This is a genomic window from Streptomyces sp. BJ20 (assembly GCF_022869105.1).
GTDB lineage: Bacteria > Actinomycetota > Actinomycetes > Streptomycetales > Streptomycetaceae > Streptomyces > Streptomyces griseoincarnatus.
The window spans coordinates 147484-168593 of the sequence record NZ_CP094918.1 but is presented as its reverse complement, the minus strand read 5'-3'; the positions used below and the strand labels follow the sequence as shown (position 1 = coordinate 168593).

The window sequence follows — 21110 nt, the reverse complement described above, 5'->3', positions numbered from 1 at the left end:
GACACGGTGCGCTGAACTCGTGAAAGTCCTGCGGACACGCTGCGGGGATCACCTGGACACGCAGGCATACCATAGCCACAGGTGTGCTCGTGGATAAGAGAAGGGGCCCGTGGGTTCTGCGAACCCATGGGCCCCTCTTCGCCTTCGCGCGCCGTCAGTCGGACTGCTGCTGGCGCTTGGGACGCCAGACCACCAGCGCGCTGGTCTGCTGCACCTCCTGGTAAGGCACCAGGTCACGGCGGTACGAGGCGTGCACGGCGGCCTCGCGCTGACGCATGGCCGCCGCCGCGCCGTCGAGCGCGTCCTCCAGCTCGGCCACACGGGCCTGGAGGGCGGCGACCTGGTTCTCCAGTTCGATGATGCGCTTGATTCCGGCCAGGTTGATGCCCTCGTCCTGTGACAACTGCTGCACCTGACGGAGCAGTTCGATGTCACGGGCCGAGTAGCGCCGGCCACGGCCCGCCGTACGGTCCGGCGACACGAGTCCCAGACGGTCGTACTGACGCAGCGTCTGCGGGTGCAGACCGGAGAGCTGGGCCGCCACCGAAATGACGTAGACCGGGGTGTCCTGGGTCAGTTCGTACGGGTTGCGTCGACGGCCGTCCATCGCATCAAGCTCCCTTCGCGGCCTGGAACAGCTCCGCCCGCGGATCCTGGTCCGCGGTCGCCTCGCGATACGCCTCCAGGGCGTCACGAGCCTTCCCCGACAGGTCCTTGGGAACACTCACCTCTACGGTGACCAGCAGATCACCGCGGGTGCCGTCCTTGCGGACCGCTCCCTTGCCGCGGGCGCGCATGGTGCGCCCGTTGGGTGTGCCCGGCGGCAGCTTCAGCGTGACCGGTGGACCGCCCAGCGTCGGGACCCGGATCTCGCCCCCGAGGGCCGCCTCGGGGTACGTCACCGGCACCGTGACCGTCAGGTTGTCGCCCTTGCGGCCGAACACCGGGTGGGCGCCGACGTGCACGACGACGTACAGGTCGCCCGCGGGACCGCCGCGCTCGCCCGGCGCGCCCTTGCCGCGCAACCGGATCCGCTGGCCGTCGCTGACCCCCGCGGGGATGCGCACCTGCATCGTCCGCGAGGACTTGGCCCGCCCGCTGCCCTTGCAGACCTCGCAGGGCTCCTCCGCGATCAGGCCGCGGCCCTTGCAGTCCGGGCAGGGGTCGGTCAGCGAGAAGCCGCCGCCGGAGCCCCGCGCCACCTGTCCGGTGCCGACACAGGTCGGGCACACGCGCGGCGTGCCGTTCTTGTCGCCGGTGCCCGAACAGGCCTTGCAGGGCGACTGCGACGACATCCGCAGCGGGACGGTCGCGCCCTCGATGGCCTCGGTGAAGCTGAGCGTCACCTCGGACTCGATGTCCTGGCCCCGGCGCGGCTGGGTCCGGGTGGTCCCCGGGCCGCCCCGGTTGAACAGGCCCCCGAAGACGTCACCGAGGCCGCCGCCGAAGCCGCCCGCCTGGCCGCCGGCCTGACCCCCGAAGAGGTCGCCCAGGTCGAAGTTGAAGGAGCCGCCGCCCGCGCCCGGCCCCGGTCGGAACCCGCCGTTGCCGAAGAGGGCGCGCGCCTCGTCGTACTCCTTGCGCTTCTTGGGGTCGCCGAGGACGTCGTTCGCCTCGGAGATCTCCTTGAACCGCTCCTCCGCCTTGGTGTTCCCCTTGTTGGCGTCCGGGTGGTACTCGCGGGCGAGCTTCCGGTACGCCTTCTTGATCTCGGCCTCGGTGGCGTCCTTGGGGACGCCGAGGACCTTGTAGTAGTCCTTCTCGATGAAGTCCTTGGTGCTCATCCCCGACGTCCCTCCTTCCCTGCGTCAGCTATAACGTCAGCCCTCCTCCGGGCCACCGCTCTCCTTGTTCTCCCCGTCGGCCTGCGCCTCGGAGCCCTCCTCGGCCGGCAGGGCCGTCTGCGCGCCGGGCTGCGGCTCGGCGACGGCCACCCGCGCGGGGCGGATGGTGCGCTCGCCGATGCGGTACCCCGGCTGCAGAATCGCCACGCACGTCGTCTCGGTGACGTCCGGCGCGTAGGAGTGCATCAGGGCCTCGTGGATCGTCGGGTCGAAGGGCTCGCCCTCCTTGCCGAACTGCTGGAGGCCCAGCTTGGCCACCGTGGTCTCCAGCGACTCGGCGACCGACTTGAAGCCGCCCACCAGCTCGCCGTGCTCACGGGCCCGGCCGATGTCGTCGAGTACCGGGAGCACTTCGGTCAGGAGATTCGCCACGGCGGTCTCCTTCACGGCCGCCCGGTCCCGCTCGACACGGCGGCGGTAGTTCTGGAACTCGGCCTGGAGGCGCTGGAGGTCCGCGGTGCGCTCGTTCAGCGCGCTGCGGGTCTGGTCCAGCTGGGCCACCAGAGCGGCGTTCTGCTCGGTGTCCCCGGCCGGGGCCGCCTCTTCCTCGGGAGAGGGAGCGGCGGCCTGCGGCTCGGCGTCGTCGGACGGTGCGCCGGAAGGGACATCGGGCTGCTGCTCGTCGAAGCCCGGGGTCTCTTCCGTCACGCCGCACCGTCCTTCCGGTCCTCGTCGACGATCTCGGCGTCGACGACGTCGTCGTCGGCCTTGGCCTCACCGGCACCGGCGGAGGCGCCGCCCGCGGCCTGCGCGCCCTGGGCGTCGGCGTACATCGCCTGGCCCAGCTTCTGCGAGACGGCGGCGACCTTCTCGGTGGCCGTGCGGATCTCGGCGGTGTCCTCGCCCTTGAGCTTCTCCTTCAGCTCGGCGACGGCGGCCTCGACCTCGGTCTTGATCTCGCCGGGCACCTTGTCCGCGTTGTCCGTGAGGAACTTCTCGGTCTGGTAGACGAGCTGCTCGCCCTGGTTGCGGGACTCGGCGGCCTCGCGGCGGGCGTGGTCCTCCTCCGCGTACTTCTCGGCCTCCTGGCGCATGCGCTCGACCTCGTCCTTCGGGAGCGACGAACCGCCGGTGACGGTCATCTTCTGCTCCTTGCCGGTGCCGAGGTCCTTCGCCGTGACGTGCATGATGCCGTTGGCGTCGATGTCGAAGGAGACCTCGATCTGCGGGACGCCACGCGGCGCCGGCGGCAGACCGGTCAGCTCGAACATGCCGAGCTTCTTGTTGTACGCCGCGATCTCGCGCTCGCCCTGGTAGACCTGGATCTGCACCGACGGCTGGTTGTCCTCGGCCGTCGTGAAGATCTCGGAGCGCTTGGTCGGGATCGTGGTGTTGCGCTCGATCAGCTTGGTCATGATGCCGCCCTTGGTCTCGATGCCGAGGGACAGCGGGGTGACGTCCAGCAGGAGGACGTCCTTGACCTCGCCCTTGAGGACACCGGCCTGGAGCGCGGCGCCGATGGAGACGACCTCGTCCGGGTTGACGCCCTTGTTGGCCTCCTTGCCGCCGGTCAGGTCCCTGACCAGTTCGGCGACGGCGGGCATACGGGTCGAGCCGCCGACCAGGACGACGTGGTCGATCTCGCTGACGGAGATGCCGGCGTCCTTGATCACGTTGTTGAACGGGGTCTTGCAGCGCTCGAGCAGGTCCGCGGTCAGCTGCTGGAACTGGGCGCGGGTCAGCTTCTCGTCGAGGTGCAGGGGGCCCTCGGCGGAGGCGGTGATGTAGGGGAGGTTGATCGACGTCTCGGTGGACGAGGACAGCTCGATCTTCGCCTTCTCGGCGGCCTCACGCAGACGCTGCAGCGCCATCTTGTCCTTGGCCAGGTCCACGCCGTGACCGGCCTGGAACTGCTTGACCAGGTAGTCGACGACGCGCTGGTCCCAGTCGTCACCACCGAGGTTGTTGTCACCGTTGGTGGCCTTCACCTCGACGACACCGTCGCCGATCTCCAGGAGGGAGACGTCGAAGGTACCGCCACCGAGGTCGAAGACGAGGATCGTCTGGTCGTCCTTGTCGAGGCCGTACGCCAGGGCGGCGGCCGTCGGCTCGTTGACGATGCGCAGCACGTTCAGACCGGCGATCTCGCCGGCCTCCTTGGTCGCCTGGCGCTCGGCGTCGTTGAAGTACGCCGGGACGGTGATGACCGCGTCGGTCACCTTCTCGCCCAGGTACGCCTCGGCGTCCCGCTTCAGCTTCTGCAGCACGAACGCGCTGATCTGCTGCGGGTTGAAGTCCTTGCCGTCCAGGTTGATCTTCCAGTCGGTGCCCATGTGGCGCTTGACCGACCGGATGGTCCTGTCGACGTTGGTCACGGCCTGACGCTTGGCCACCTCACCGACCAGCACCTCACCGTTCTTGGCGAAGGCGACGACGGAAGGCGTGGTCCTGGCGCCCTCGGCGTTGGTGATGACGGTGGGCTCGCCGCCCTCCAGAACGCTGACGACGGAGTTAGTCGTGCCCAGGTCGATGCCGACCGCACGTGCCATTTCGATTCCTCCAGCTGACTTGAGTGGAACAGACTCAAGCATGCATGACGGCCGCCATCGGGTCAACAGAGCTGAGTCGAGCGGACTCAACTCTTATCCGCTCCTTACACGCAACCGCTCGCTGACCTGCGGCGACGCGCTGGCGACACGTTGACGCGGACGGAAAACAGGGGTGACGGGACGCCTCACGAGCACCAGGACGGGCACCGCGGCGGCCGCCGCGACCCACCACGCCGCCCCGGGGGACAGCCTGCCGGTGTGCACGCACACCGCGACGAGCACCCCGCCCGCCGACCCGGCGCCCAGCAGCACCGGCACCGCTCGGGGCGCGAGGCCCAGCCGTCGCATCCGGTGCCCGAGATGGTCGGGGCGTCCACGGGTGACCGCCCGGCGGTCGAGCCGCCGCCCGAGTACCACCAGGGCCGCGTCCGCACACGCGATCGCCGTCAGCGCGTACAGCACGGCCGTCCCGGCTCCGATGCCCTGCCCGGCCCGCACGAAAACCGCCGACGAGGCCAGCAGGAATCCGGTGAACAGCGCGCCGGCCGACCCCAGGCCCGCCCGCGCGGGGAACCAGTTGTGCAGCAGGAACCCGGCGAGCGCGGCCGCCAGCACGCCCATCAGCGCGGCGAGACCGTCCATCAGCTCGGCCGTGGCGCACGCGGCGACCCCGAACGCGCCCACCGCGCCGACCGCTCCGGCCAGCCCGTCGGCGTGGTCCAGCCCCCGGAAGACGGTGGTCGCGACCGCGATCCACGCCACGGCCGCCGCTCCGGCGGCCGCACCGGTCTCCTCGTACGGCACGACGAAGCCCGCAGCGACCGCCGTCCCGGCCGGGGTGACCCACCAGCGCAGCCGCCGGAGGTCGGCGGCCAGTCCGAGCAGAGCGACGCAGCCGGCGGCCGCGACCACCCGGCCCACCCCGGCGCCGAGGGGCAGCAGACCGGCGGCGTCGGCGCCGGCCGCGACCAGGACGGTGGCCAGTGCGACGGCCGTTCCCCCGGACAGCGGCAGGGGCCGGCGCCGCCTGCGGTCGGTGATCCCGAGACGCAGGGCGGGGGTCCGCAGCACCCCGGCGAGGAGGGCGGAGAGCAGCAGGGCGGTGGCGGCGGCGGTGATCCCGTAGAGCACGGATATAAGTTAGGGGCGTATGGACTGATTTAGCGTGAATAACACGATCGACTCCGGGACGCCATCACGGGCCGCCCGCATAGGTGACCCTCAGCGACTCAGATCACCCTGTGCCCGGCTACAGTGCGGCCGGAGATGGGGGTAGTCTCAGACGGACTGCATAAGTTACCGCTTAGTAATCTCGGGGAAGCCGAACGGCACCCCTGGCGAAGCCCCCGACAACCCACTCCACACCCTGAACCCCTCGCAGGCCCGAGGAGCCCCCATGCAACTCGCCGCGATCATCGTGTCGCTGGTCCTGACCGTGGTCGGCGTTGCGCTGCTCGCACGCGCGATCGGCCAGTTCGTCCGGTACTTCAAGCTGGGCCAGCCGGTCCCGGCCGGCACCCGGACCGACAATCCCTACCAGCGCAGTGTGACCCTGGTGCGGGAGTTCCTCGGCCACACCCGCATGAACAGGTGGGGCATCGTCGGCATCGCCCACTGGTTCGTCGCCGTCGGCTTCCTGACCCTGCCGCCGACCCTCGCCCAGGCCTTCGGCCAGCTCTTCCAGGCCGACTGGGTGCTGCCGGTCATCGGCGACTTCCTGCCGTTCGAGATGTACATCGAGTTCATCGGTGTCATGACGGTCCTGGGCATCGCGGTGCTCATCGTGATCCGTCTGCTCAGCCTGCCGTCCCGTCCCGGCCGCAAGTCCCGCTTCACCGGCTCCAAGGCCGGCCAGGCGTACTTCGTCGAGTACGTGATCCTCACCATCGGCCTCGCCATCTACGTGCTGCGCGGCCTCGAGGGCGCCCTGCACCACGTCGACGGCTACTCGGCGTCGTACTTCGCGTCGTACCCGCTGGTGCAGGCCTTCGACGGGCTGTCCACCGGGACGCTGCAGAACCTCGTCTACCTGACCGCGATGATCAAGATCGGGACGTCGTTCGTCTGGATGATCGTCGTCTCGCTCAACACCAACATGGGTGTGGCCTGGCACCGCTTCCTCGCCTTCCCCAACATCTGGTTCAAGCGCGAGGCCACCGGCGGCACCGCGCTGGGCGGCCTGCAGCCGATGACCTCCGGCGGCAAGCCGATCGACTTCACCGACCCCGGTGACGACGACGTCTTCGGCGTCTCCCAGGTCGAGCAGTTCTCCTGGAAGGGCCTGCTGGACTTCTCCACCTGCACCGAGTGCGGCCGCTGCCAGTCGCAGTGCCCCGCGTGGAACACCGGCAAGCCGCTCTCCCCGAAGCTGCTGATCATGTCGCTGCGCGACCACGCGCACGCCAAGGCGCCGTACCTGCTGGCCGGCGGCGGCAAGACCATGGAGGGCGAGGAGAAGGCGTCCGAGGAGCAGCTGGCGGGCGTGCCCGCCGCCGCCCTCGCCGAGGCCGAGCGCCCGCTGGTCGGCACCGCCGAGGAGAACGGCGTCATCGACCCGGACGTCCTGTGGTCCTGCACGACCTGCGGCGCCTGCGTCGAGCAGTGCCCCGTGGACATCGAGCACGTCGACCACATCGTCGACATGCGCCGCTACCAGGTGATGATCGAGAGCGCCTTCCCGTCCGAGGCGGGCACGATGCTCAAGAACCTGGAGAAGAAGGGCAACCCCTGGGGCCTGGCGAAGAAGCAGCGCCTGGAGTGGCTCAAGGAGGTCGACTTCGAGGTCCCGGTCGTCGGCAAGGACATCGAGGACCTGTCCGAGGTCGAGTACCTCTACTGGGTCGGCTGCGCCGGCGCCCTGGAGGACCGTGCCAAGAAGACCACCAAGGCCTTCGCGGAGCTGCTCCACATCGCCGGCGTCAAGTTCGCGATCATGGGCGGCGACGAGAAGTGCACCGGCGACTCCGCCCGCCGCCTCGGCAACGAGCCCCTGTTCCAGGAGCTCGGCATGGAGAACGTCATGTCCCTCAACGCCGCCTTCGGCGAGGAGATGGACGACGACGGCAAGGTGACCGAGGAGTCGCGCAAGCCCAGGTCGGCGAAGAAGATCGTCGCCACCTGCCCGCACTGCCTCAACACCCTCGGCAACGAGTACCCGCAGCTCGGCGGCGACTACGAGGTCATCCACCACACGCAGCTGCTCCAGCACCTGGTGGACGAGGGCAAGCTGATCCCGGTCACCCCGGTCGAGGGCCTCATCACCTACCACGACCCGTGCTACCTGGGCCGCCACAACAAGATCTACACGCCTCCGCGCGAGATCATCGGCAAGGTCCCGGGCCTGCGCAACGAGGAGATGCACCGCCACAAGGAGCGGGGCTTCTGCTGCGGCGCCGGCGGCGCGCGGATGTGGATGGAAGAGCGGATCGGCAAGCGCATCAACAACGAGCGCGTCGACGAGGCCCTGTCCCTGAACCCGGACATCATCTCCACCGCCTGCCCGTTCTGCCTGGTCATGCTGACCGACTCGGTCAACGGCAAGAAGAACGAAGGCAAGGCCAAGGAGTCGACCCAGGTCGTCGACGTGGCCCAGCTCCTGCTGGAGTCGGTCAAGACCCCGATCGACCCCGCCGGCGAGGAGGAGTCGGAGCCGGCTCCTGAGCCGGAGCCGGTGAAGTGACACACGCCGCGCAGTGAAGGGGCCGCCCGCGAGGGCGGCCCCTTCACCGTTTCCGTACTCCGTCGGCCGGCGCGGACCGCGGGGCCGTACGGGTCCGGGGGAGGGCCGCCGGAGTTCCGTGCGGCGGGTGACGCGATCGCCGAGACCGAGTTCTCCGGTCCGTCCCGCGACAACCCCTGACCACCCGCCCGGACCTGCCCCGGGGCGGGTCCGGGTACTCCCCTTAGGGGATGTCACAGCTCGGCAGCAAAGCCCGTCCGCGTGGCCGGGGCCCGGCACACGGCCGCCCGGGAACAGGTACGTTCGAGGACGTGGCTGGATTCAGGATCGGACGCGGACGGAACAACGACGGTGCGCCTCAGGGGCGCCCGCCTCACCCCCCGCACGGGCGGCAGACACCGCAGGCGCCGTCGTACGGCTACCCGCAGGCACCGCAGCCGCCCGCCTACGGGCAGGGTACGGGCGGCGGAAGCCCCTGGCCGCAGCCGCACGCCGGTCACGGCGGCCCGGGCGGCTACGGCGCGCGCGGGGGACACGGCGGTCACGGCGAGCCCGAGTACTTCGGTGACGGCGGCTACCCCGCCGGACCGCAGGGCGCCCCCCACGACCCCTACGCGGCCAACAACCCCGGTCACACGCAGGCGTTCTCCATCGACGACCCGTACCACCAGGACGACGCCTACCAGCCGCCCGCCGGCCCCGTCGGCCCGCGGCTGCACTGGAAGGCCCTGCTGAAGGGCATCGTCCTCGCGCCGCCGCAGACGTTCCTGCAGATGCGCGACTACACGATGTGGGGCCCCGCCCTCGTCGTGACGTTCCTCTACGGCCTGCTCGCCGTCTTCGGCTTCGACGGCGCCCGCGAGGACGCCATCAACGCGACGCTGTCCAACGCGATCCCCATCGTGCTGACGACGGCCGTGGCGATGGTGATCAGCGCGTTCGTCCTCGGTGTGGTCACCCACACGCTGGCCCGCCAGCTCGGCGGCAACGGCGCCTGGCAGCCCACGGTCGGCCTGTCCATGCTGATCATGTCCATCAGTGACGCCCCGCGTCTGGTGTTCGCCACGTTCGCGGGCGGCGACGCCACGTTCGTGCAGCTCCTCGGCTGGGCCACCTGGGTGGCGGGCGGCGTGCTGCTCACCCTGATGGTGAGCCGCTCGCACGACCTGCCCTGGCCGAAGGCCCTGGGCGCGTCGTCCATCCAGCTGATCGCGCTGCTGTCGATCGTGAAGCTCGGCACGTTCTAGAACCTGCCTGGTCGGGCCCCCGGTGTGCGTGTCACGCCGGGGGCCGTCCCGGTTCCTGCCGCCTCACACCTCAGGCGTCGAGCACCTGCCCGTCCCGGCGTACGACCGGAGGCAGGACACTCCACGGGAAGTTGATCCACTCGTCGGTGCGCTTCCACACGTACTCGCACTTCACGAGCGACTGCGGCTTCTCGTAGATGACGGCGCTGCGCACCTCGGCGACGGCGTCGAGGCAGAAGTCGCGGACCAGCTTGAGGGTCTTGCCGGTGTCGGCGACGTCGTCGGCGATCAGCACCTTCTTGTCGGTGAAGTCGATCGCGTTGGGGACGGGCGCGAGCATGACGGGCATCTCGAGGGTCGTCCCGACGCCGGTGTAGAACTCGACGTTGACCAGGTGGATGTTCTTGCAGTCGAGCGCGTAGGCGAGACCGCCGGCGACGAAGACGCCGCCGCGGGCGATGCTGAGCACCACGTCCGGCTGGTAGCCGTCGTCGGCGATGGTCTGGGCGAGGTCGCGGACGGCGACGCCGAACTGTTCGTAGCTGAGGTTCTCGCGCATGCCGCTCACACCTGCGTCCGGTGGAAGTTGAGGTAGGACCGCGAGGCCGTGGGCCCGCGCTGCCCCTGGTAGCGGGAGCCGTACCGCTCACTGCCGTACGGGTGCTCGGCCGGCGAGCTGAGCCGGAACATGCAGAGCTGCCCGATCTTCATTCCGGGCCACAGCTTGATGGGCAGCGTGGCGAGGTTGCTCAGCTCCAGGGTCACGTGCCCGGAGAACCCGGGGTCGATGAACCCGGCGGTGGAGTGGGTCACCAGCCCGAGGCGGCCCAGCGAGCTCTTGCCCTCGAGGCGCGAGGCGAGGTCGTCGGGCAGGGTGATGACCTCGTACGTGCTGGCCAGCACGAACTCGCCCGGGTGCAGGATGAACGGCTCGTCGCCCTCCGGCTCCACGAGCCGGGTGAGGTCCGCCTGCTCGACCGAGGGGTCGATGTGGGGGTAGCGGTGGTTCTCGAACACCCGGAAGTAGCGGTCGAGACGTACGTCGATGCTGGACGGCTGCACCATGGATGCGTCGTAGGGATCGATACGCACCCGCCCGGCGTCGATCTCGGCCCGGATGTCCTTGTCTGAGAGAAGCACGCCCCGAGAATACGCAAGGCGCGCGTGGCGACCGAACCCGGCCGCCCCGCGCGCCTGCGCCCTCTGTCTGCGGGTTTCCCTGCCGACCTTGCCCGGCTACCTCTTCTGCAAGGACACCGGCACGACGCTGCGGAGCCGCGCACAGCGCGGACACCGCAGCAGCCGGCCGGGGCCGAGGCGCTCGGCCTGCTGCATCGGGAACGAGGCGGCGGTGAACACGTGCCCATCGGCACAGCGGACGACGGTGCGCTCCATCAAGTCCAAGAGTCCCTTCCCCAAGAGCCGCGTCTGGCTTGCTGCCCTGACGACAAAAGCCACGTTACGGGATGAAAGGAACGGTCCTCCAGGCGGCACCCCGGACGCACGCCACGGCCTCACGGTACGCCCCGCCGTGTGCCCGCCGCAGCCGCTTCCACACCCTGAAACACCGTCAGGCCCCCGGGTCTTGGACACCGGGGGCCTGCGATGAGGTACAGTGAGCGAGCGTCCGGACCACTCCCGGTGGAGCGGTTCTGGATCTTACGCGGGTGTAGTTTAATGGTAGAACATCAGCTTCCCAAGCTGAGAGCGCGAGTTCGATTCTCGTCACCCGCTCCACGGAGAAGGCCCAGGTCGGAGACCCGGGCCTTTTTGCTGTCTGCGGTGATCACTCGCCGCGTGCCAGATCCGTGCCAGAACGCTCCTCGGCAGCCTTCCGGGCAGCGGCGGCCCGAGCCCTCCGGACGGTCGCGTCAAGGCCGGCGGCAACCTCTTCCTGACGCTCGTCATCGGAGTGCTGGTAGATCAGCGCGGCCTTCTCGGAGGACTGCCCGGCACGGACCATCGTGTCCTTGAGGGTGGCGCCCGACCGGGTGGAGAGCGTGTGCCCGGTGTGCCGGAGGTCGTAGAACCGGAAGCCCTCGGGCATGCCGACGACCTCCCGCGCTCGCCGCCCCTTCCGCCCGAAGGTGCTGCGCCGGAAGGGTGCCCCCTTCTCCCCCACGAAGACCAACCCGTCCGGCCCCGGCTCGGCGTACGACTCCAGGTGCCACCGGAGCTCCCGGCGGAGGAACGCGGGAAGAATCACAGTCCGGGTCCCGGCCTCCGACTTGGTCCTGCCTTGGACGCGCCGCCCGTTCATCCGCTCCGGCTCGGCGAGGCGGATCCGGACGCGGAGGGTGTCGACGTCGACGTCCCGGCGACGGAGGCCGGCCAGCTCTTCCGGTCGCATCGGCCCGTAGGCGCCGAGGTACACCATGAGTCGCCACCGCATCCCCACGGCATTGGCGAGGGCGTCGACCTGGGCGACGGTGGCGATGCGCCGCTCGGCCGCCTTCTCCTTGCCGGCGCCCTTGATCCGGCACGGGTTGCGCTGGATCAACTCGTCGTCGACGGCCGTCTCCATGATGGCTTTCAGGAGCCGGTACGCCTTCGCGGTGATCGTCTTGGCACCCGTGATCCGCAACCGCTCGGCCCGCCACTCACGGACACGGGGCGCGGTGATCTCGTCCAGGTCCGAGTCCGCGAAGGCAGTCAGGTGCTTGTCGAGGAGGTAGCGGTAGAGATCCCGAGTCAGTGGAGCCAACTCGCGCTCCTCCACCCACTTGTCGGCGTAGGCCCGGAAGCCCACCGCGCCGGCCTCCGGGTCCCTCCACTCACCCCGGCGGATCTCCGTCTGCTTCTCGGCGAGCCAGTCATCCGCATCAGCTGTCGTCTCGAAGGTGAAGGGAGCCGGGCGCATCACGCCATCCGGGCCGGGATAGCGCGCCTGGTACCGACCGGAAGGCAGCCGTCTGATCGCACCGAAACGGCGGCGCCTGCCCCTGCTGTTGGCCATCAGGCAGCCCTCCCGTACCTAGCACGTGGCCGCCGACGCGGCTCCACCGTGTGGGACGTGATGAACTCCTCCACCGCACTCGCCGGGATACGGACGTGCCGGCCGACCTTCACGTACCGGATGCGTCGTTCCTCAATGAGCCGCCGCGGAAAGCGGGCGGTCGTCCCCAGCAGCTCGGCGACCTGGTCCACAGACAGGTAGCGGTCGTTCATGCGGTCGGCTCTCCCTCCGTTCCGGGAGCGGGTTCGAGGGTGGCGGCGAGCCAGCTTTCGGCACTGGAGAGGACGGTTCCGGCGAAGACCCAGTGCGCGAGGACGAGAGTCGTTTCCTGGCCGGTGTCGACGGCCGGAGCGGCTTGGGCGCGGCGCCATTCGGCGCGGGCGTCGCGAAGGGCGCCGAGGGTGGTGGAGTAGCGACGGGACTTGGTGGAGAAGTGGCCGCGGAAGCCGAGCATGTGGGCCCAAGCCCGCAGGCGGAGGTCTGCCAGCTCGGGGCGTGCGCCCAGGCTCCAGGCGGTTCGGATCATGCGTCGGGCGTGGTCGGTGATCCTCGCTTGGGCCAGTTCGGCGAGGAAGCGGATCGGCCGGTCGAGGGTGCCGGTCGCCGTCTCGGCGCCTTTGGTGGCGTACTTGGCGACGTACGCCGCTACGGCCCGCTCGGTCAGGTCCTGGTCGTCGTCGAAGTCGGCAGAGCGAATCGGGCGGACGTCGAGCTGTCGGCCGAAGACGAAGGTGTGCGGCCGGCCGTCGACCTCCAGGCCGTCGACGCGGACGGCAGTGGCGGCGGCGCGGATGGCGTCGGTCAGCAGCTCGGCCGTTGCCCAGGCCGGGGGCGCGGTCTCGCCGCCGTCGGGGCCATCGAGGCGGACGACCGCGTGGAAGTGGACGGCGCCCCGCTTCTGGTACTCGGCCACCTTGGCGAAGGAGACGCGCGCATGGTCGCGAAAGGCGCGTTGGGTGAGGCCGGCTCGCTTGGCGACCTCCCGGCGGAGGTAGATCGAGAAGCGTTGCAAGAGGGCCCCGGCATGCGCGTTCCACAGCACGGCCGCTTCGTAGTCGTACGTGTCCGGGTCGAGGGGCGTGCCCAGGGCCTGGTCCTGGTCGTCGTGGCGGAGGCCGCAACGGCAGGGGCGCCCAACCGAGGGGCGGTTGTGGACCGGGCCGAAGCCGGGGGCGGTGAAGGTGGCGAAGACGCGCGGGTGGGTGGCGACCCGTTCGGGGGTGCCCTTGCCGCCGCGGAGTCCGGCGGTGATCAGGTGGTAGGTGTCGCGGCGGTAGGTCTCGGCGCAGGCCGCGCACCGGGTGGCGCGGCGGTTGTTGCAGCGGACGAGGAGCTGGCCGGCCGGGAGGGCGGAGGAGTCCAGGTGGTGCAGGACGCGGCCGATCTCCCCGGTCGTCCGGTCCACCGCGTATTCGGTGCGGTGGCCGTCGAGGCGTACCGGGCGGGTGCAGCCGCCCAGGCCGGACAGTTGGCGGCCCAGCTCGGGCAGGGTGCCGAGGGAGGCCAGCATGGAGAGTTCCGCCAGCGGAGGCGGAGTCTGCCGGGTGATGATGGGAGTTCCTTTCGGCTGTCGTGACGGTTCGGAAGGGACGGCCCCGGGGCGGCGGGATGCTTGGCGGCTTGTTGCCGCCCCGGCGGCCGGTCAGCGCTTGTGTGCTCCGTTGACGAGCGAGCGCAGGACCACGGCGGCGATGGCCACGGAAACGGCCGAGACGGCGACCGCCGCCAGGAGCGCGGTGAGCACGATCCCGACGACGACCACGGCGGCGACCGCGCCGGCACCGATGCCCACGTACGGGGCGATCGGACGACCGGCCGAGGCAACCGGAGCTTGCGTCTGCTGATGCGTAACGGTCGGCGTCAGCAGAGTCGGGACGTCGGGCAGCTTGGGACGGAACACGACGGATCTCCTTGTCACTCGTGGGTGCCGTTGACGACGTCGACCCCGGAGCGGGTGCCGGACTCGATGGCGGGGGCGAGGAAGGTGTGCGAGAGCCAGAAGCCGAAGAGCGCGATCACGACGGCGACCCAGAGCCGGACGCCGAGGAACTTGATCGCGGCCCAGGCGATGACGCCCAGGACGAAGACGAGCGGCAGCGAGACGGTCACGGGAGCTCCCTCAGCGGATGGCGCAGCGGTGGGTACGGGCAGCCAACTCGGCGGCGGCGCGGCTGTCGTAGTCCGTGGCGAAGCCACAGCGCGGAGCCGTGCAGGCGGCGGTGTGCTTCTCACGGCCGCGGCCGTCGTAGTAGGTGGCAACCTGCACGGGGCCGATGCGGACGACGCGGCGGAAGCGCCGGTTGGTGGTCATCAGAGGGTCTCCTTCGGGTCTTCGCCGGTGAAGTCGGTGACGTGTTCGGCCAGCCAGCGCAAGATCTCGTCGCCCTCGTACTCGTCGGCGGCGAGGATCACGGGCTCGGCGATGAGCACGGCTTCGGTGAGGCGGTTCTGTCGGGTCAGCTCGGCGGCGCGTTTCAGCGCGCGGAGCGTGGACGGGCGCACGGTGGAAAGTCCTCCGGGGTCAGGTGAGTTGGGCGGCGATGGCTTCGGCCAGCGGCAGCGGGACGCCGAGCCGGGCGCGAAGGGTCGAGGTGTCGATGGGCGTTCCGGTGCGGGCGCGGTGTTCGTCGGCGACCTTGCGTGCGAGCGTGACGAGCGCCGGCGGGACCGGGGGCGTGGAGGGCGGAGCCGGTTCCGGCTTCGCAGCGGGCAACTCAGGTGCAGAGGCGGGCGCTTCGGGCGCGCTGGGCTCCGGGGCCGACTCGCGTTCCCCCGTCGAGGCGTCCGCGGTTGCTCCCTGGGCGAGCAGCGTTCCGCCTAGGAAGGCGATTGCGGGCCATCCGGCAACGAGGATGCGCAGCCAGTCCGGCACGTCGTCGAGGTCGAGGAGTCCAGCCGTGGCAACGTTGGCGCCGAGCGAGGCGGTCAGGGCGACGAGGAACCAGCACCACCCGGCCGTTTTCGCCTCACCGGAGCGCAGCCGCCGCCAGGCTGCGACCAACAGCAGGTCGACGGAGACCGGGTAGGCCCAGGCCTTCCAACCGTCCTGTCCGGCGGCCAGCGCCAGGTCGTGCAGGTGGGCGAAGGACAGCGCGGCAGCGATCAGCGCTTGGACGAGTACGGCGTCGATGCGGACGGACAGGGCACGCACAGCGCAGCTCCTTCCGATTCCAGGCATGGAGGGGGTAGGGACGTGGCACGGAACGGCCGTGCCAGCCATGGGTGGGTGCGCTTACTCGGTGACCGGGCGGGCCGTGGCTACGGGCCCGGACGCCTCCACCGGCATCGGCGGGACGTACGGCCGGAAGGGGTGGAGTGCCGGTACGTCGGGGGCGAGGTTCGCCGTGGCGCGGCAGGTGGCCGCGGCGTCGGCGAGGGAGAGGTAGGGGGTGCGGATGCGGGACCAGCCGCCGGAGGTGTCGCCGACGACGGCCAGGCCGGGCAGCTCGGCGGCGATGGCGCAGGCCGCGAGGACCGCCTCAGGGGCGATGTCGCCGAGCGCCATTTTGGCCGAGGCTTCATCGTTCACACGGTGGCAGACGCGGCCGGTGAGCTGAGCGCGGAGCATGGTCGCGCCCTTGCCCAGTTCGGAGCCGAAGCGCTGTCCGCAGACTTCGAGGTAGATGCCGGCGGCCCGGCCGAGTTGGGCGAGCCGGATGAGCTGGGTGACCATCTCGTCCCGCCGCTCCTCCTCCTTCCGCGTGGCGACGAGGAAGAGTTCAGCCACCTCGTCGATGAACAGCACGATCGGGGCCGGGCGTTCGTCCTCCGGCAGTCCCCAGACGTCCGAGGTGATCAACTCTTCCGGAGTGCCGGGCGCGATGCCCTGCCGGGCCTTGATCAGGTCGTACCGGTCCTTCATTTCCTTCACGAGCGCGGGAAGCAGCTCGGCCGCCTGGTCCGGGTCGGTCGCCAGGGCGGAGAGCCGAGGTGCGAAAGGCGCCAGCTCGACCCCGCGCTTGCAGTCGATCCCGACCAGGGCCACCGGCTAAACAGCGAGCCCGGTCAGCAGGTTCCGCAGGTACATGGACTTGCCCGAGAGCGTCGCGCCGAGCACCAGTTCATGCGGCACGGCCTGGTAGTCCCGTACGAACGCGGTCGCGTCCTCTCGTAACGCCACCGGGATCCGAAGCGGGCCGCCGTCGAGACGACGGGGCATCCGCACCTTCCGCAGCACGTCGAAGCCGACGAGCCGCAGTTCGACGACGCCCGGCTTGACGTCCCGCACGTGGACGGCGTGGACGCCCCAGGCGTGCCGGAGGCGTTCGGCGGAGGCCGCCACGTCCGCTGGCTCCTGTCCCGGAGCCAGCCGCAGCCGCATGCGCAGGCCGGTCGTGGTGGGACGAATGACACCCCGGCGAGGAGGCACCGGCCGGACCTCACGGCGGGTGGCCGCCCGGACAGCCAGCGCCCGCCACCGGGACGGCTCGACGGTCAGGCCGCAGGCGTCCATGGTCGAGGAGTAGGAGGCCAGCAGCCGGACCACCGAGAGCGGCAACCCGACCGTGGACCAGTACGCCGCCGGGTGGGCGTGCCGGGCGTAGGCGGCGCCGCCTATCGCAGCGAGCGAACCGCCCAGCTCGGCCCACGTCACCAGATCCGTCACGGCGGTCAGCCCGCCTGAGCCATCGAGAAGGCCCCCGGAGCGACGGCGGTCGCCCGGTAGGCGATGCCGTGCCGCTCCCGGCCGTTGAAGACGCTCTGCCAAGGCCGTGCCACCAGTCCCGGGAGCGAGACCGGAGCACCGACCGTCAGGCCCTCGGTCACTCCGCTCTCCGGGACGGTGACCTGGATCAGCGACGACTCGCCCTCGTCGATGTAGACGACGCCGACGGTCATCAGCGCCTCACCGGTCATCGCGTCCTTGGCGATCTCACCGGTCTGCCGGTCGCGCACCTTCGGCGCCGGAGCTTCGGTGAGCAGGATCGTGGCGGCCGAGGCGTCAACGCGGATCACACGCACAGGGATTGCTCCTTCTGAGAGTTGATCAACTCGGCGACCTGACAAGTTGACTTGCCAAGTTCGAAGCTAAGGATGCCAGGTTGACTTGTCAAGCTGCTATCGCGGGGTTTCACTCCCGGACGGGGCTCAGCTCAGGCGGTAGGTGTCTTCGAGTTCCTGCCGGTCAGCGGGCAGGAGCACGTCAGCGACCTGCAAGGACCGGCCGGAGGCGTCACAGGCGACGACCAGGACACTCAGCACGGGCATGCCGTCCGGCAGATTCAGCAGTTCGGCTTCACTCGCTTCGGGCAGCCGGGCCGACACACGCTCGACCACGTGGTCGAAGCGGACCTTCTTCCGCGTTTCGAGGTGTTCGCGAACACTCCCGCTCAGAGGCTCGTCGGCACCCAGCTCTGTGCCCTCGACCATGCCGGCGGGGAAGTACGACGAGACCAGCTCGACAGCTTCACCGTCCTCCTCGACCAGGAAGCGACGCATGAGGACTTCGGCCTTCTTCGGCAGGCCGAGCGCCGAGGCGACCCGAGCCGGGACAGGTACACGTCCGACTTCGATCAGCCGCCCCGCACCCTGCGTCTCATCGCGCTCCAGCGCCTCACGCCCACGCCGGTCCTTCTGTTCGACGACTTCCGGCCGACCGCGGACGATCGTGCCGTACCCCTGCCGGGACTCGAGCCAGCCGTCCCGCTTCAGCAGCTCCAGCGCCCGGACGACGGTCGGGCGGGACATCCCGAAGGCCTGCACCAGCTGGTTCTCACTCGGTACGCGGGTGCCAGGCGCGTACGTGCCGTCCTCGATGCGCTGCTGAAGCGTCTGCGCGAGGCGCACGTACTTCGGTGGCTCCACTTCATACGCCATGAACGCCGCCTGTCGGGATTGGCCAAGTCAACTGGTCAACCAGCCTAGCGACACTTTCACAGTGACAGTAGGAGAGGTGAGCTATCCCGTCACACCGGCCAGGCATCAGCGACCACGAAGGAGACGACCGTTCCGCCGAGGTGGCTGGGCCCGGAGCGCCAGGAATCCGCGATGGAGTCGACCAGGAGCAGCCCCCGTCCGTGAGCGTCGTTCGCCTCCGGATGCCTCAGCCGCACGTTCGCCGGGAAGCCCGGGTTGTGCACGTCGACGCGGAGCGAGGTTCCCTCGCGGTACCACTCGACCCGCACCAACCACGGGTCATCCGACTTCCCATAGCAGATGGCGTTGGTCACCAGTTCCGAGATCATCAGCGTGCAGTCGTCGATCGAGCAGGCCGGGTTGTACGGGGCGATGAACTTCCGGAACCAGCGCCGCGCACGAGACACGGACTCAGGCTCCGGATGCAAGGTCATCGCGCCGAGCCGCGGCGAGTCCTCACAGGGGTGGCGGTCGATCGTGTAGGCCATGCGTGCTCACTCCTTGCCGCTGCCGTCGCAGTCGAGGCAGCGCCGCTTCGACGTGGCACGGTCGCGGTCGTTGGCCGTGGAGAGCGCCAGCGCCGTTCGGGAGCCGACGCGCTTCCATCCACGCCTCCGACACCCCCGGCAAGCTAACCGCGCGCCCTGTACCGGCCGCCGACTCGTCACGTCGTGCCCCCTTCTCCTCAAGTGGCCTTAGCCACTTTCTGGACAGTGGCATTGGCCACTTGAGAGCTGCAAGCGGTTCGCCGGAATTGGCGAGTCGTCGTCAGGTGAGCGGGTAGCCCTGCTCGAACGCCCAGCGGTGCGGCGGGGAGGTGGCTTCGGCGAACTCCAGGGGACGGTCCTGGAGGTCAAAGACGACGTGATGGACGATGAGGACCGCGGACCCCGGCTCCAACCGCAGGTCGTTCGCCTCCTCATCCGTGGCAGCACGAGCGCACATCCGGTCTTCCGCGTAACTGCCTTGACGCCCCGTCATCCGCTCGACGTACATGAGCGTGCCTTCCTGGATCCGCTCGGGATCCAAGAGCTTGGGTGCCCGCTGGCCGACATCCGCAGCGAACCACGAAGTGGACAGGTTGATCGGGCCGTCCTGGTTGTTCGTCACCCGCCGGCGGTGCACGGCTCGGCGATCCTTCACCAGTCCCAGCGCCTCGACGACGTAGTCCGGAGCCTCCAGCCACCCGGTCGAGGTGATCACCGCGTACTCTCCGGGCGTGTAGATCTTCCCGGTCTGCCGTGCGCGTCCGTACAACTCGCGTGCGCGCCGGTTCACTTCGAGGCTGCGCACGTACGTCCCCGAGCCCTGACGCTTCTCGACCAGGCCCTGATGACTCAGCGCTTCCAGTGACCGCGCGGCCGTGGGCCGGGACACCTTCCAGTCCGCGGCGAGCTGCCGTTCCGAGGGAACCTCGTCCCCCGGTCGCAGGTCACCCCGAAGGATCTGGTCACGGATGTAGTGGGCGATCTGGAGATACTTCGGCTGGGCCTCTTCGATCTGCGGCATCTCCCCTCCCTTTCTCGTCCAAGTGGCCATGGCCTTTGGCCACTATAGGGTGAGTGGCCAACCCGTGAACCCGTACTCTGAGCGCATGACGCGGTTGATCGTCGCAGCAGGAGGAGGGGGCGACGCAGTCGCCGCCGCCATGCTTCACGCCGCCCTCTACGGCGACGAGGACCGGGCGGTGATCCTCACCTATGCGTGGGACCGCCTCCTGATCGACCCCCTCCCGGGACCACGGGGAGCCGACAGCTTCACGGGACTCGAACCCGTCACTCAGTCCGTCTGGTCGGTGCCGGCCGAGGCCCAGCCGATCGCCCCGGCGGGCTCAACACTCCCCCGACTCGCGACGGAGCTCCCGCACACACTGGCTCTGCTCGACCCGCACCACGGCGCCGAGGGCATCACTCGCCAGCTCGAAGAGCTGGTGTCCCACCTGGCGCCAGCAACGATCGATCTGCTCGATGTCGGCGGCGACATCCTCGCCCAGGGCGACGAATCCACCCTCAAGAGCCCACTCGCCGACGCCCTCACTCTCGCCGCCTGCTGCCAGGTCAACGCGCCGATCCGGCTCCTGGTCGCAGGCCCCGGACTGGACGGTGAGATCTCCCCCGACGACCTGTGCCCTCTGTTCGGCACTCCCGTCCACACCTTCACGGCCGAGGACGTGGAGGCGATCGGCAGCATCCTGGAGTGGCACCCCTCAGAGGCCACCGCCATGCTGGCCGCAACAGCCCGAGGAGCCCGCGGCATCTGCGAGGTGCGCGACGCCGGCCTTCCCGTCCCCCTCACCGACGAAGGACCCACGGTCCACGAAGTCGACCTGGACGACGCGGTCAGCCGCAACAGCCTGGCCCGCGCCATCATGACGACCGCCACCCTGGACGAGGCCGAGGCATACAGCCGCGAGATCTGCGGCTTCTCGGAGATCGACTACGAACGCAACAAGGCAGCATGGCTCACTGAACGGCCACCGACGAAGCCGGACCCCGACGCCGCACTGTCTCGGCTCGACCAGTTCCAGAGCGAGGCCCGAACCCGCGGAGCCACCCACACGACGTTCCGCCACCTCACCGAAGCCCTGAACCTCAGCGGCTCTCACAGGGACGCCCTACGCCAACTGCTCATCAGCAGCCGTCCGGAGCAGTACACAGCCCCCTTGTGGCGCATCCCCTCCGACGACTGAGTTACAACCTTCTTCACGGGTTCAAGGCGGCTCGCTCCGCTCACCGCGCGCGGCCCGGCCCCCGGCCGGGCCTGCGCTCCTGTCTCCGCCCCGCTCCAGCCCGGCCGGCGCCCGTGCCGCGCACAGCGCAATCATCCGTCTGAGGTCAGAAAGAGGTACGTCGCGGCTGGGGCGGTCGGCTCCGCGATTTTAGGCAGCCACTTTGGCGCGAGCCTCGAAGATCATGGCCCCAACGTCGTGCCTTACCGGGCAGGTCCACAGACTGCCCGACGCGCCGGAAGCTTACGGGGCCATGATCACTCGCGCCAAAGCAGCTCCAGCCCAAAATCGCTCCGCCGACCTAAAGAGTG

22 protein-coding genes, 1 tRNA gene and 1 pseudogene are annotated in these 21110 nt (G+C 69.8%); 4 read left to right on the top strand and 20 right to left on the bottom strand.

Features of this window, described 5'->3' with window-relative positions:
- Nucleotides 1-154 precede the first annotated feature (154 nt).
- From MTR79_RS00845 to MTR79_RS00825, 5 genes are all read right to left on the bottom strand, one after another.
- Nucleotides 155-607: a helix-turn-helix domain-containing protein gene (locus MTR79_RS00845; RefSeq protein WP_006134641.1), complete on the bottom strand. Its 453-nt coding sequence runs from the start codon at nt 605-607 to the stop codon at nt 155-157.
- Nucleotides 608-611: 4 nt separating this feature from the next.
- On the bottom strand, nt 612-1784 hold the full coding sequence (gene dnaJ / locus MTR79_RS00840; protein ID WP_086701252.1) for a molecular chaperone DnaJ: 1173 nt from the start codon (nt 1782-1784) through the stop codon (nt 612-614).
- Between the two features lie 36 nt (nt 1785-1820).
- A complete protein-coding gene (gene grpE / locus MTR79_RS00835) occupies nt 1821-2492 on the bottom strand; it encodes a nucleotide exchange factor GrpE (RefSeq protein WP_048457066.1) in 672 nt (223 codons plus the stop codon).
- A complete protein-coding gene (dnaK, locus tag MTR79_RS00830) occupies nt 2489-4333 on the bottom strand; it encodes a molecular chaperone DnaK (protein WP_048457067.1) in 1845 nt (614 codons plus the stop codon). The genes grpE and dnaK overlap by 4 nt, the downstream gene beginning before the upstream one ends.
- A 93-nt stretch (nt 4334-4426) precedes the next feature.
- Nucleotides 4427-5464, bottom strand: a complete 1038-nt coding sequence (locus MTR79_RS00825) for an undecaprenyl/decaprenyl-phosphate alpha-N-acetylglucosaminyl 1-phosphate transferase (RefSeq protein WP_189363827.1) — start codon at nt 5462-5464, stop codon at nt 4427-4429.
- A 265-nt stretch (nt 5465-5729) separates the two neighbouring features.
- On the opposite strand from MTR79_RS00825, the gene MTR79_RS00820 reads away from it, so the two are divergent.
- Nucleotides 5730-8012, top strand: a complete 2283-nt coding sequence (locus MTR79_RS00820) for a (Fe-S)-binding protein (RefSeq protein ID WP_086702912.1) — start codon at nt 5730-5732, stop codon at nt 8010-8012.
- A 230-nt stretch (nt 8013-8242) separates the two neighbouring features.
- The gene (locus MTR79_RS00815; protein ID WP_244788747.1) at nt 8243-9259 is read left to right on the top strand and encodes a Yip1 family protein; all 1017 of its coding nucleotides are present in this window, start codon (nt 8243-8245) and stop codon (nt 9257-9259) included.
- A 70-nt stretch (nt 9260-9329) separates the two neighbouring features.
- Here MTR79_RS00815 and MTR79_RS00810 read toward each other — a convergent pair whose 3' ends face one another.
- Entirely contained in the window at nt 9330-9827 is a 498-nt protein-coding gene (locus MTR79_RS00810; RefSeq protein WP_086702909.1) for a phosphoribosyltransferase, read from the bottom strand.
- On the bottom strand, nt 9824-10399 hold the full coding sequence (gene dcd / locus MTR79_RS00805) for a dCTP deaminase (RefSeq protein WP_086702907.1): 576 nt from the start codon (nt 10397-10399) through the stop codon (nt 9824-9826). Before dcd ends, MTR79_RS00810 begins: the two co-directional genes overlap by 4 nt.
- Nucleotides 10400-10922: 523 nt before the next feature.
- On the opposite strand from dcd, the gene MTR79_RS00800 reads away from it, so the two are divergent.
- Nucleotides 10923-10996, top strand: a tRNA-Gly gene (locus MTR79_RS00800).
- Nucleotides 10997-11045: 49 nt separating this feature from the next.
- Here the strand turns inward: MTR79_RS00800 and MTR79_RS00795 are convergent.
- From MTR79_RS00795 to MTR79_RS00735, 13 genes and pseudogenes are all read right to left on the bottom strand, one after another.
- On the bottom strand, nt 11046-12215 hold the full coding sequence (locus MTR79_RS00795; RefSeq protein ID WP_244788745.1) for a tyrosine-type recombinase/integrase: 1170 nt from the start codon (nt 12213-12215) through the stop codon (nt 11046-11048).
- Complete coding sequence (locus MTR79_RS00790; RefSeq protein WP_058916388.1) at nt 12215-12427, bottom strand: excisionase family DNA-binding protein; 213 nt, start codon at nt 12425-12427, stop codon at nt 12215-12217. Before MTR79_RS00790 ends, MTR79_RS00795 begins: the two co-directional genes overlap by 1 nt.
- Nucleotides 12424-13725, bottom strand: a complete 1302-nt coding sequence (locus MTR79_RS00785; RefSeq protein ID WP_244788743.1) for a replication initiator — start codon at nt 13723-13725, stop codon at nt 12424-12426. The genes MTR79_RS00790 and MTR79_RS00785 overlap by 4 nt, the downstream gene beginning before the upstream one ends.
- Nucleotides 13726-13857: 132 nt before the next feature.
- The gene (locus MTR79_RS00780; RefSeq protein ID WP_244788741.1) at nt 13858-14115 is read right to left on the bottom strand and encodes a SpdD protein; all 258 of its coding nucleotides are present in this window, start codon (nt 14113-14115) and stop codon (nt 13858-13860) included.
- 14 nt (nt 14116-14129) lie between these two features.
- Entirely contained in the window at nt 14130-14324 is a 195-nt protein-coding gene (locus MTR79_RS00775) for a hypothetical protein (protein ID WP_023588145.1), read from the bottom strand.
- Nucleotides 14325-14334: 10 nt separating this feature from the next.
- Nucleotides 14335-14526: a mobile element transfer protein gene (locus MTR79_RS00770; RefSeq protein ID WP_024884496.1), complete on the bottom strand. Its 192-nt coding sequence runs from the start codon at nt 14524-14526 to the stop codon at nt 14335-14337.
- On the bottom strand, nt 14526-14717 hold the full coding sequence (locus MTR79_RS00765) for a hypothetical protein (RefSeq protein ID WP_121715499.1): 192 nt from the start codon (nt 14715-14717) through the stop codon (nt 14526-14528). Before MTR79_RS00765 ends, MTR79_RS00770 begins: the two co-directional genes overlap by 1 nt.
- 19 nt (nt 14718-14736) lie before the next feature.
- Nucleotides 14737-15366 carry a DUF2637 domain-containing protein gene (locus MTR79_RS00760; RefSeq protein ID WP_244788739.1) on the bottom strand — a complete coding sequence of 210 codons (630 nt, stop codon included), beginning with the start codon at nt 15364-15366 and terminating at the stop codon, nt 14737-14739.
- 81 nt (nt 15367-15447) lie between these two features.
- Nucleotides 15448-16821, bottom strand: a pseudogene (locus MTR79_RS00755) (FtsK/SpoIIIE domain-containing protein).
- A 5-nt stretch (nt 16822-16826) separates the two neighbouring features.
- Nucleotides 16827-17177, bottom strand: a complete 351-nt coding sequence (locus MTR79_RS00750) for a hypothetical protein (RefSeq protein ID WP_024884492.1) — start codon at nt 17175-17177, stop codon at nt 16827-16829.
- 126 nt (nt 17178-17303) lie between these two features.
- On the bottom strand, nt 17304-18032 hold the full coding sequence (locus MTR79_RS00745; RefSeq protein ID WP_244788737.1) for a GntR family transcriptional regulator: 729 nt from the start codon (nt 18030-18032) through the stop codon (nt 17304-17306).
- Between the two features lie 89 nt (nt 18033-18121).
- A complete protein-coding gene (locus MTR79_RS00740) occupies nt 18122-18559 on the bottom strand; it encodes an ATP-binding protein (protein WP_019527048.1) in 438 nt (145 codons plus the stop codon).
- Nucleotides 18560-18839: 280 nt separating this feature from the next.
- On the bottom strand, nt 18840-19580 hold the full coding sequence (locus MTR79_RS00735; protein ID WP_244788735.1) for a GntR family transcriptional regulator: 741 nt from the start codon (nt 19578-19580) through the stop codon (nt 18840-18842).
- A gap of 85 nt (nt 19581-19665) precedes the next feature.
- Here MTR79_RS00735 and MTR79_RS00730 point away from each other — a divergent pair, with 85 nt between their 5' ends.
- Nucleotides 19666-20760 (top strand): DUF1152 domain-containing protein, encoded by a 1095-nt coding sequence (locus tag MTR79_RS00730; protein WP_244788733.1) that lies wholly within the window; start codon nt 19666-19668, stop codon nt 20758-20760.
- Nucleotides 20761-21110: the final 350 nt, after the last annotated feature.

Bases quoted from the DNA above. Each gene is read 5' to 3' on its own strand.
- MTR79_RS00845 (WP_006134641.1), bottom strand. From the start codon at position 607: ATGGACGGCCGTCGACGCAACCCGTACGAACTGACCCAGGACACCCCG.
- dnaJ (WP_086701252.1), bottom strand. From the start codon at position 1,784: ATGAGCACCAAGGACTTCATCGAGAAGGACTACTACAAGGTCCTCGGC.
- dnaK (WP_048457067.1), bottom strand. From the start codon at position 4,333: ATGGCACGTGCGGTCGGCATCGACCTGGGCACGACTAACTCCGTCGTC.
- MTR79_RS00820 (WP_086702912.1), top strand. From the start codon at position 5,730: ATGCAACTCGCCGCGATCATCGTGTCGCTGGTCCTGACCGTGGTCGGC.
- MTR79_RS00815 (WP_244788747.1), top strand. From the start codon at position 8,243: ATGTCACAGCTCGGCAGCAAAGCCCGTCCGCGTGGCCGGGGCCCGGCA.
- MTR79_RS00795 (WP_244788745.1), bottom strand. From the start codon at position 12,215: ATGGCCAACAGCAGGGGCAGGCGCCGCCGTTTCGGTGCGATCAGACGG.
- MTR79_RS00790 (WP_058916388.1), bottom strand. From the start codon at position 12,427: ATGAACGACCGCTACCTGTCTGTGGACCAGGTCGCCGAGCTGCTGGGG.
- MTR79_RS00785 (WP_244788743.1), bottom strand. From the start codon at position 13,725: ATGCTGGCCTCCCTCGGCACCCTGCCCGAGCTGGGCCGCCAACTGTCC.
- MTR79_RS00770 (WP_024884496.1), bottom strand. From the start codon at position 14,526: ATGACCACCAACCGGCGCTTCCGCCGCGTCGTCCGCATCGGCCCCGTG.
- MTR79_RS00745 (WP_244788737.1), bottom strand. From the start codon at position 18,032: ATGGCGTATGAAGTGGAGCCACCGAAGTACGTGCGCCTCGCGCAGACG.
- MTR79_RS00740 (WP_019527048.1), bottom strand. From the start codon at position 18,559: ATGGCCTACACGATCGACCGCCACCCCTGTGAGGACTCGCCGCGGCTC.
- MTR79_RS00735 (WP_244788735.1), bottom strand. From the start codon at position 19,580: ATGCCGCAGATCGAAGAGGCCCAGCCGAAGTATCTCCAGATCGCCCAC.
- MTR79_RS00730 (WP_244788733.1), top strand. From the start codon at position 19,666: ATGACGCGGTTGATCGTCGCAGCAGGAGGAGGGGGCGACGCAGTCGCC.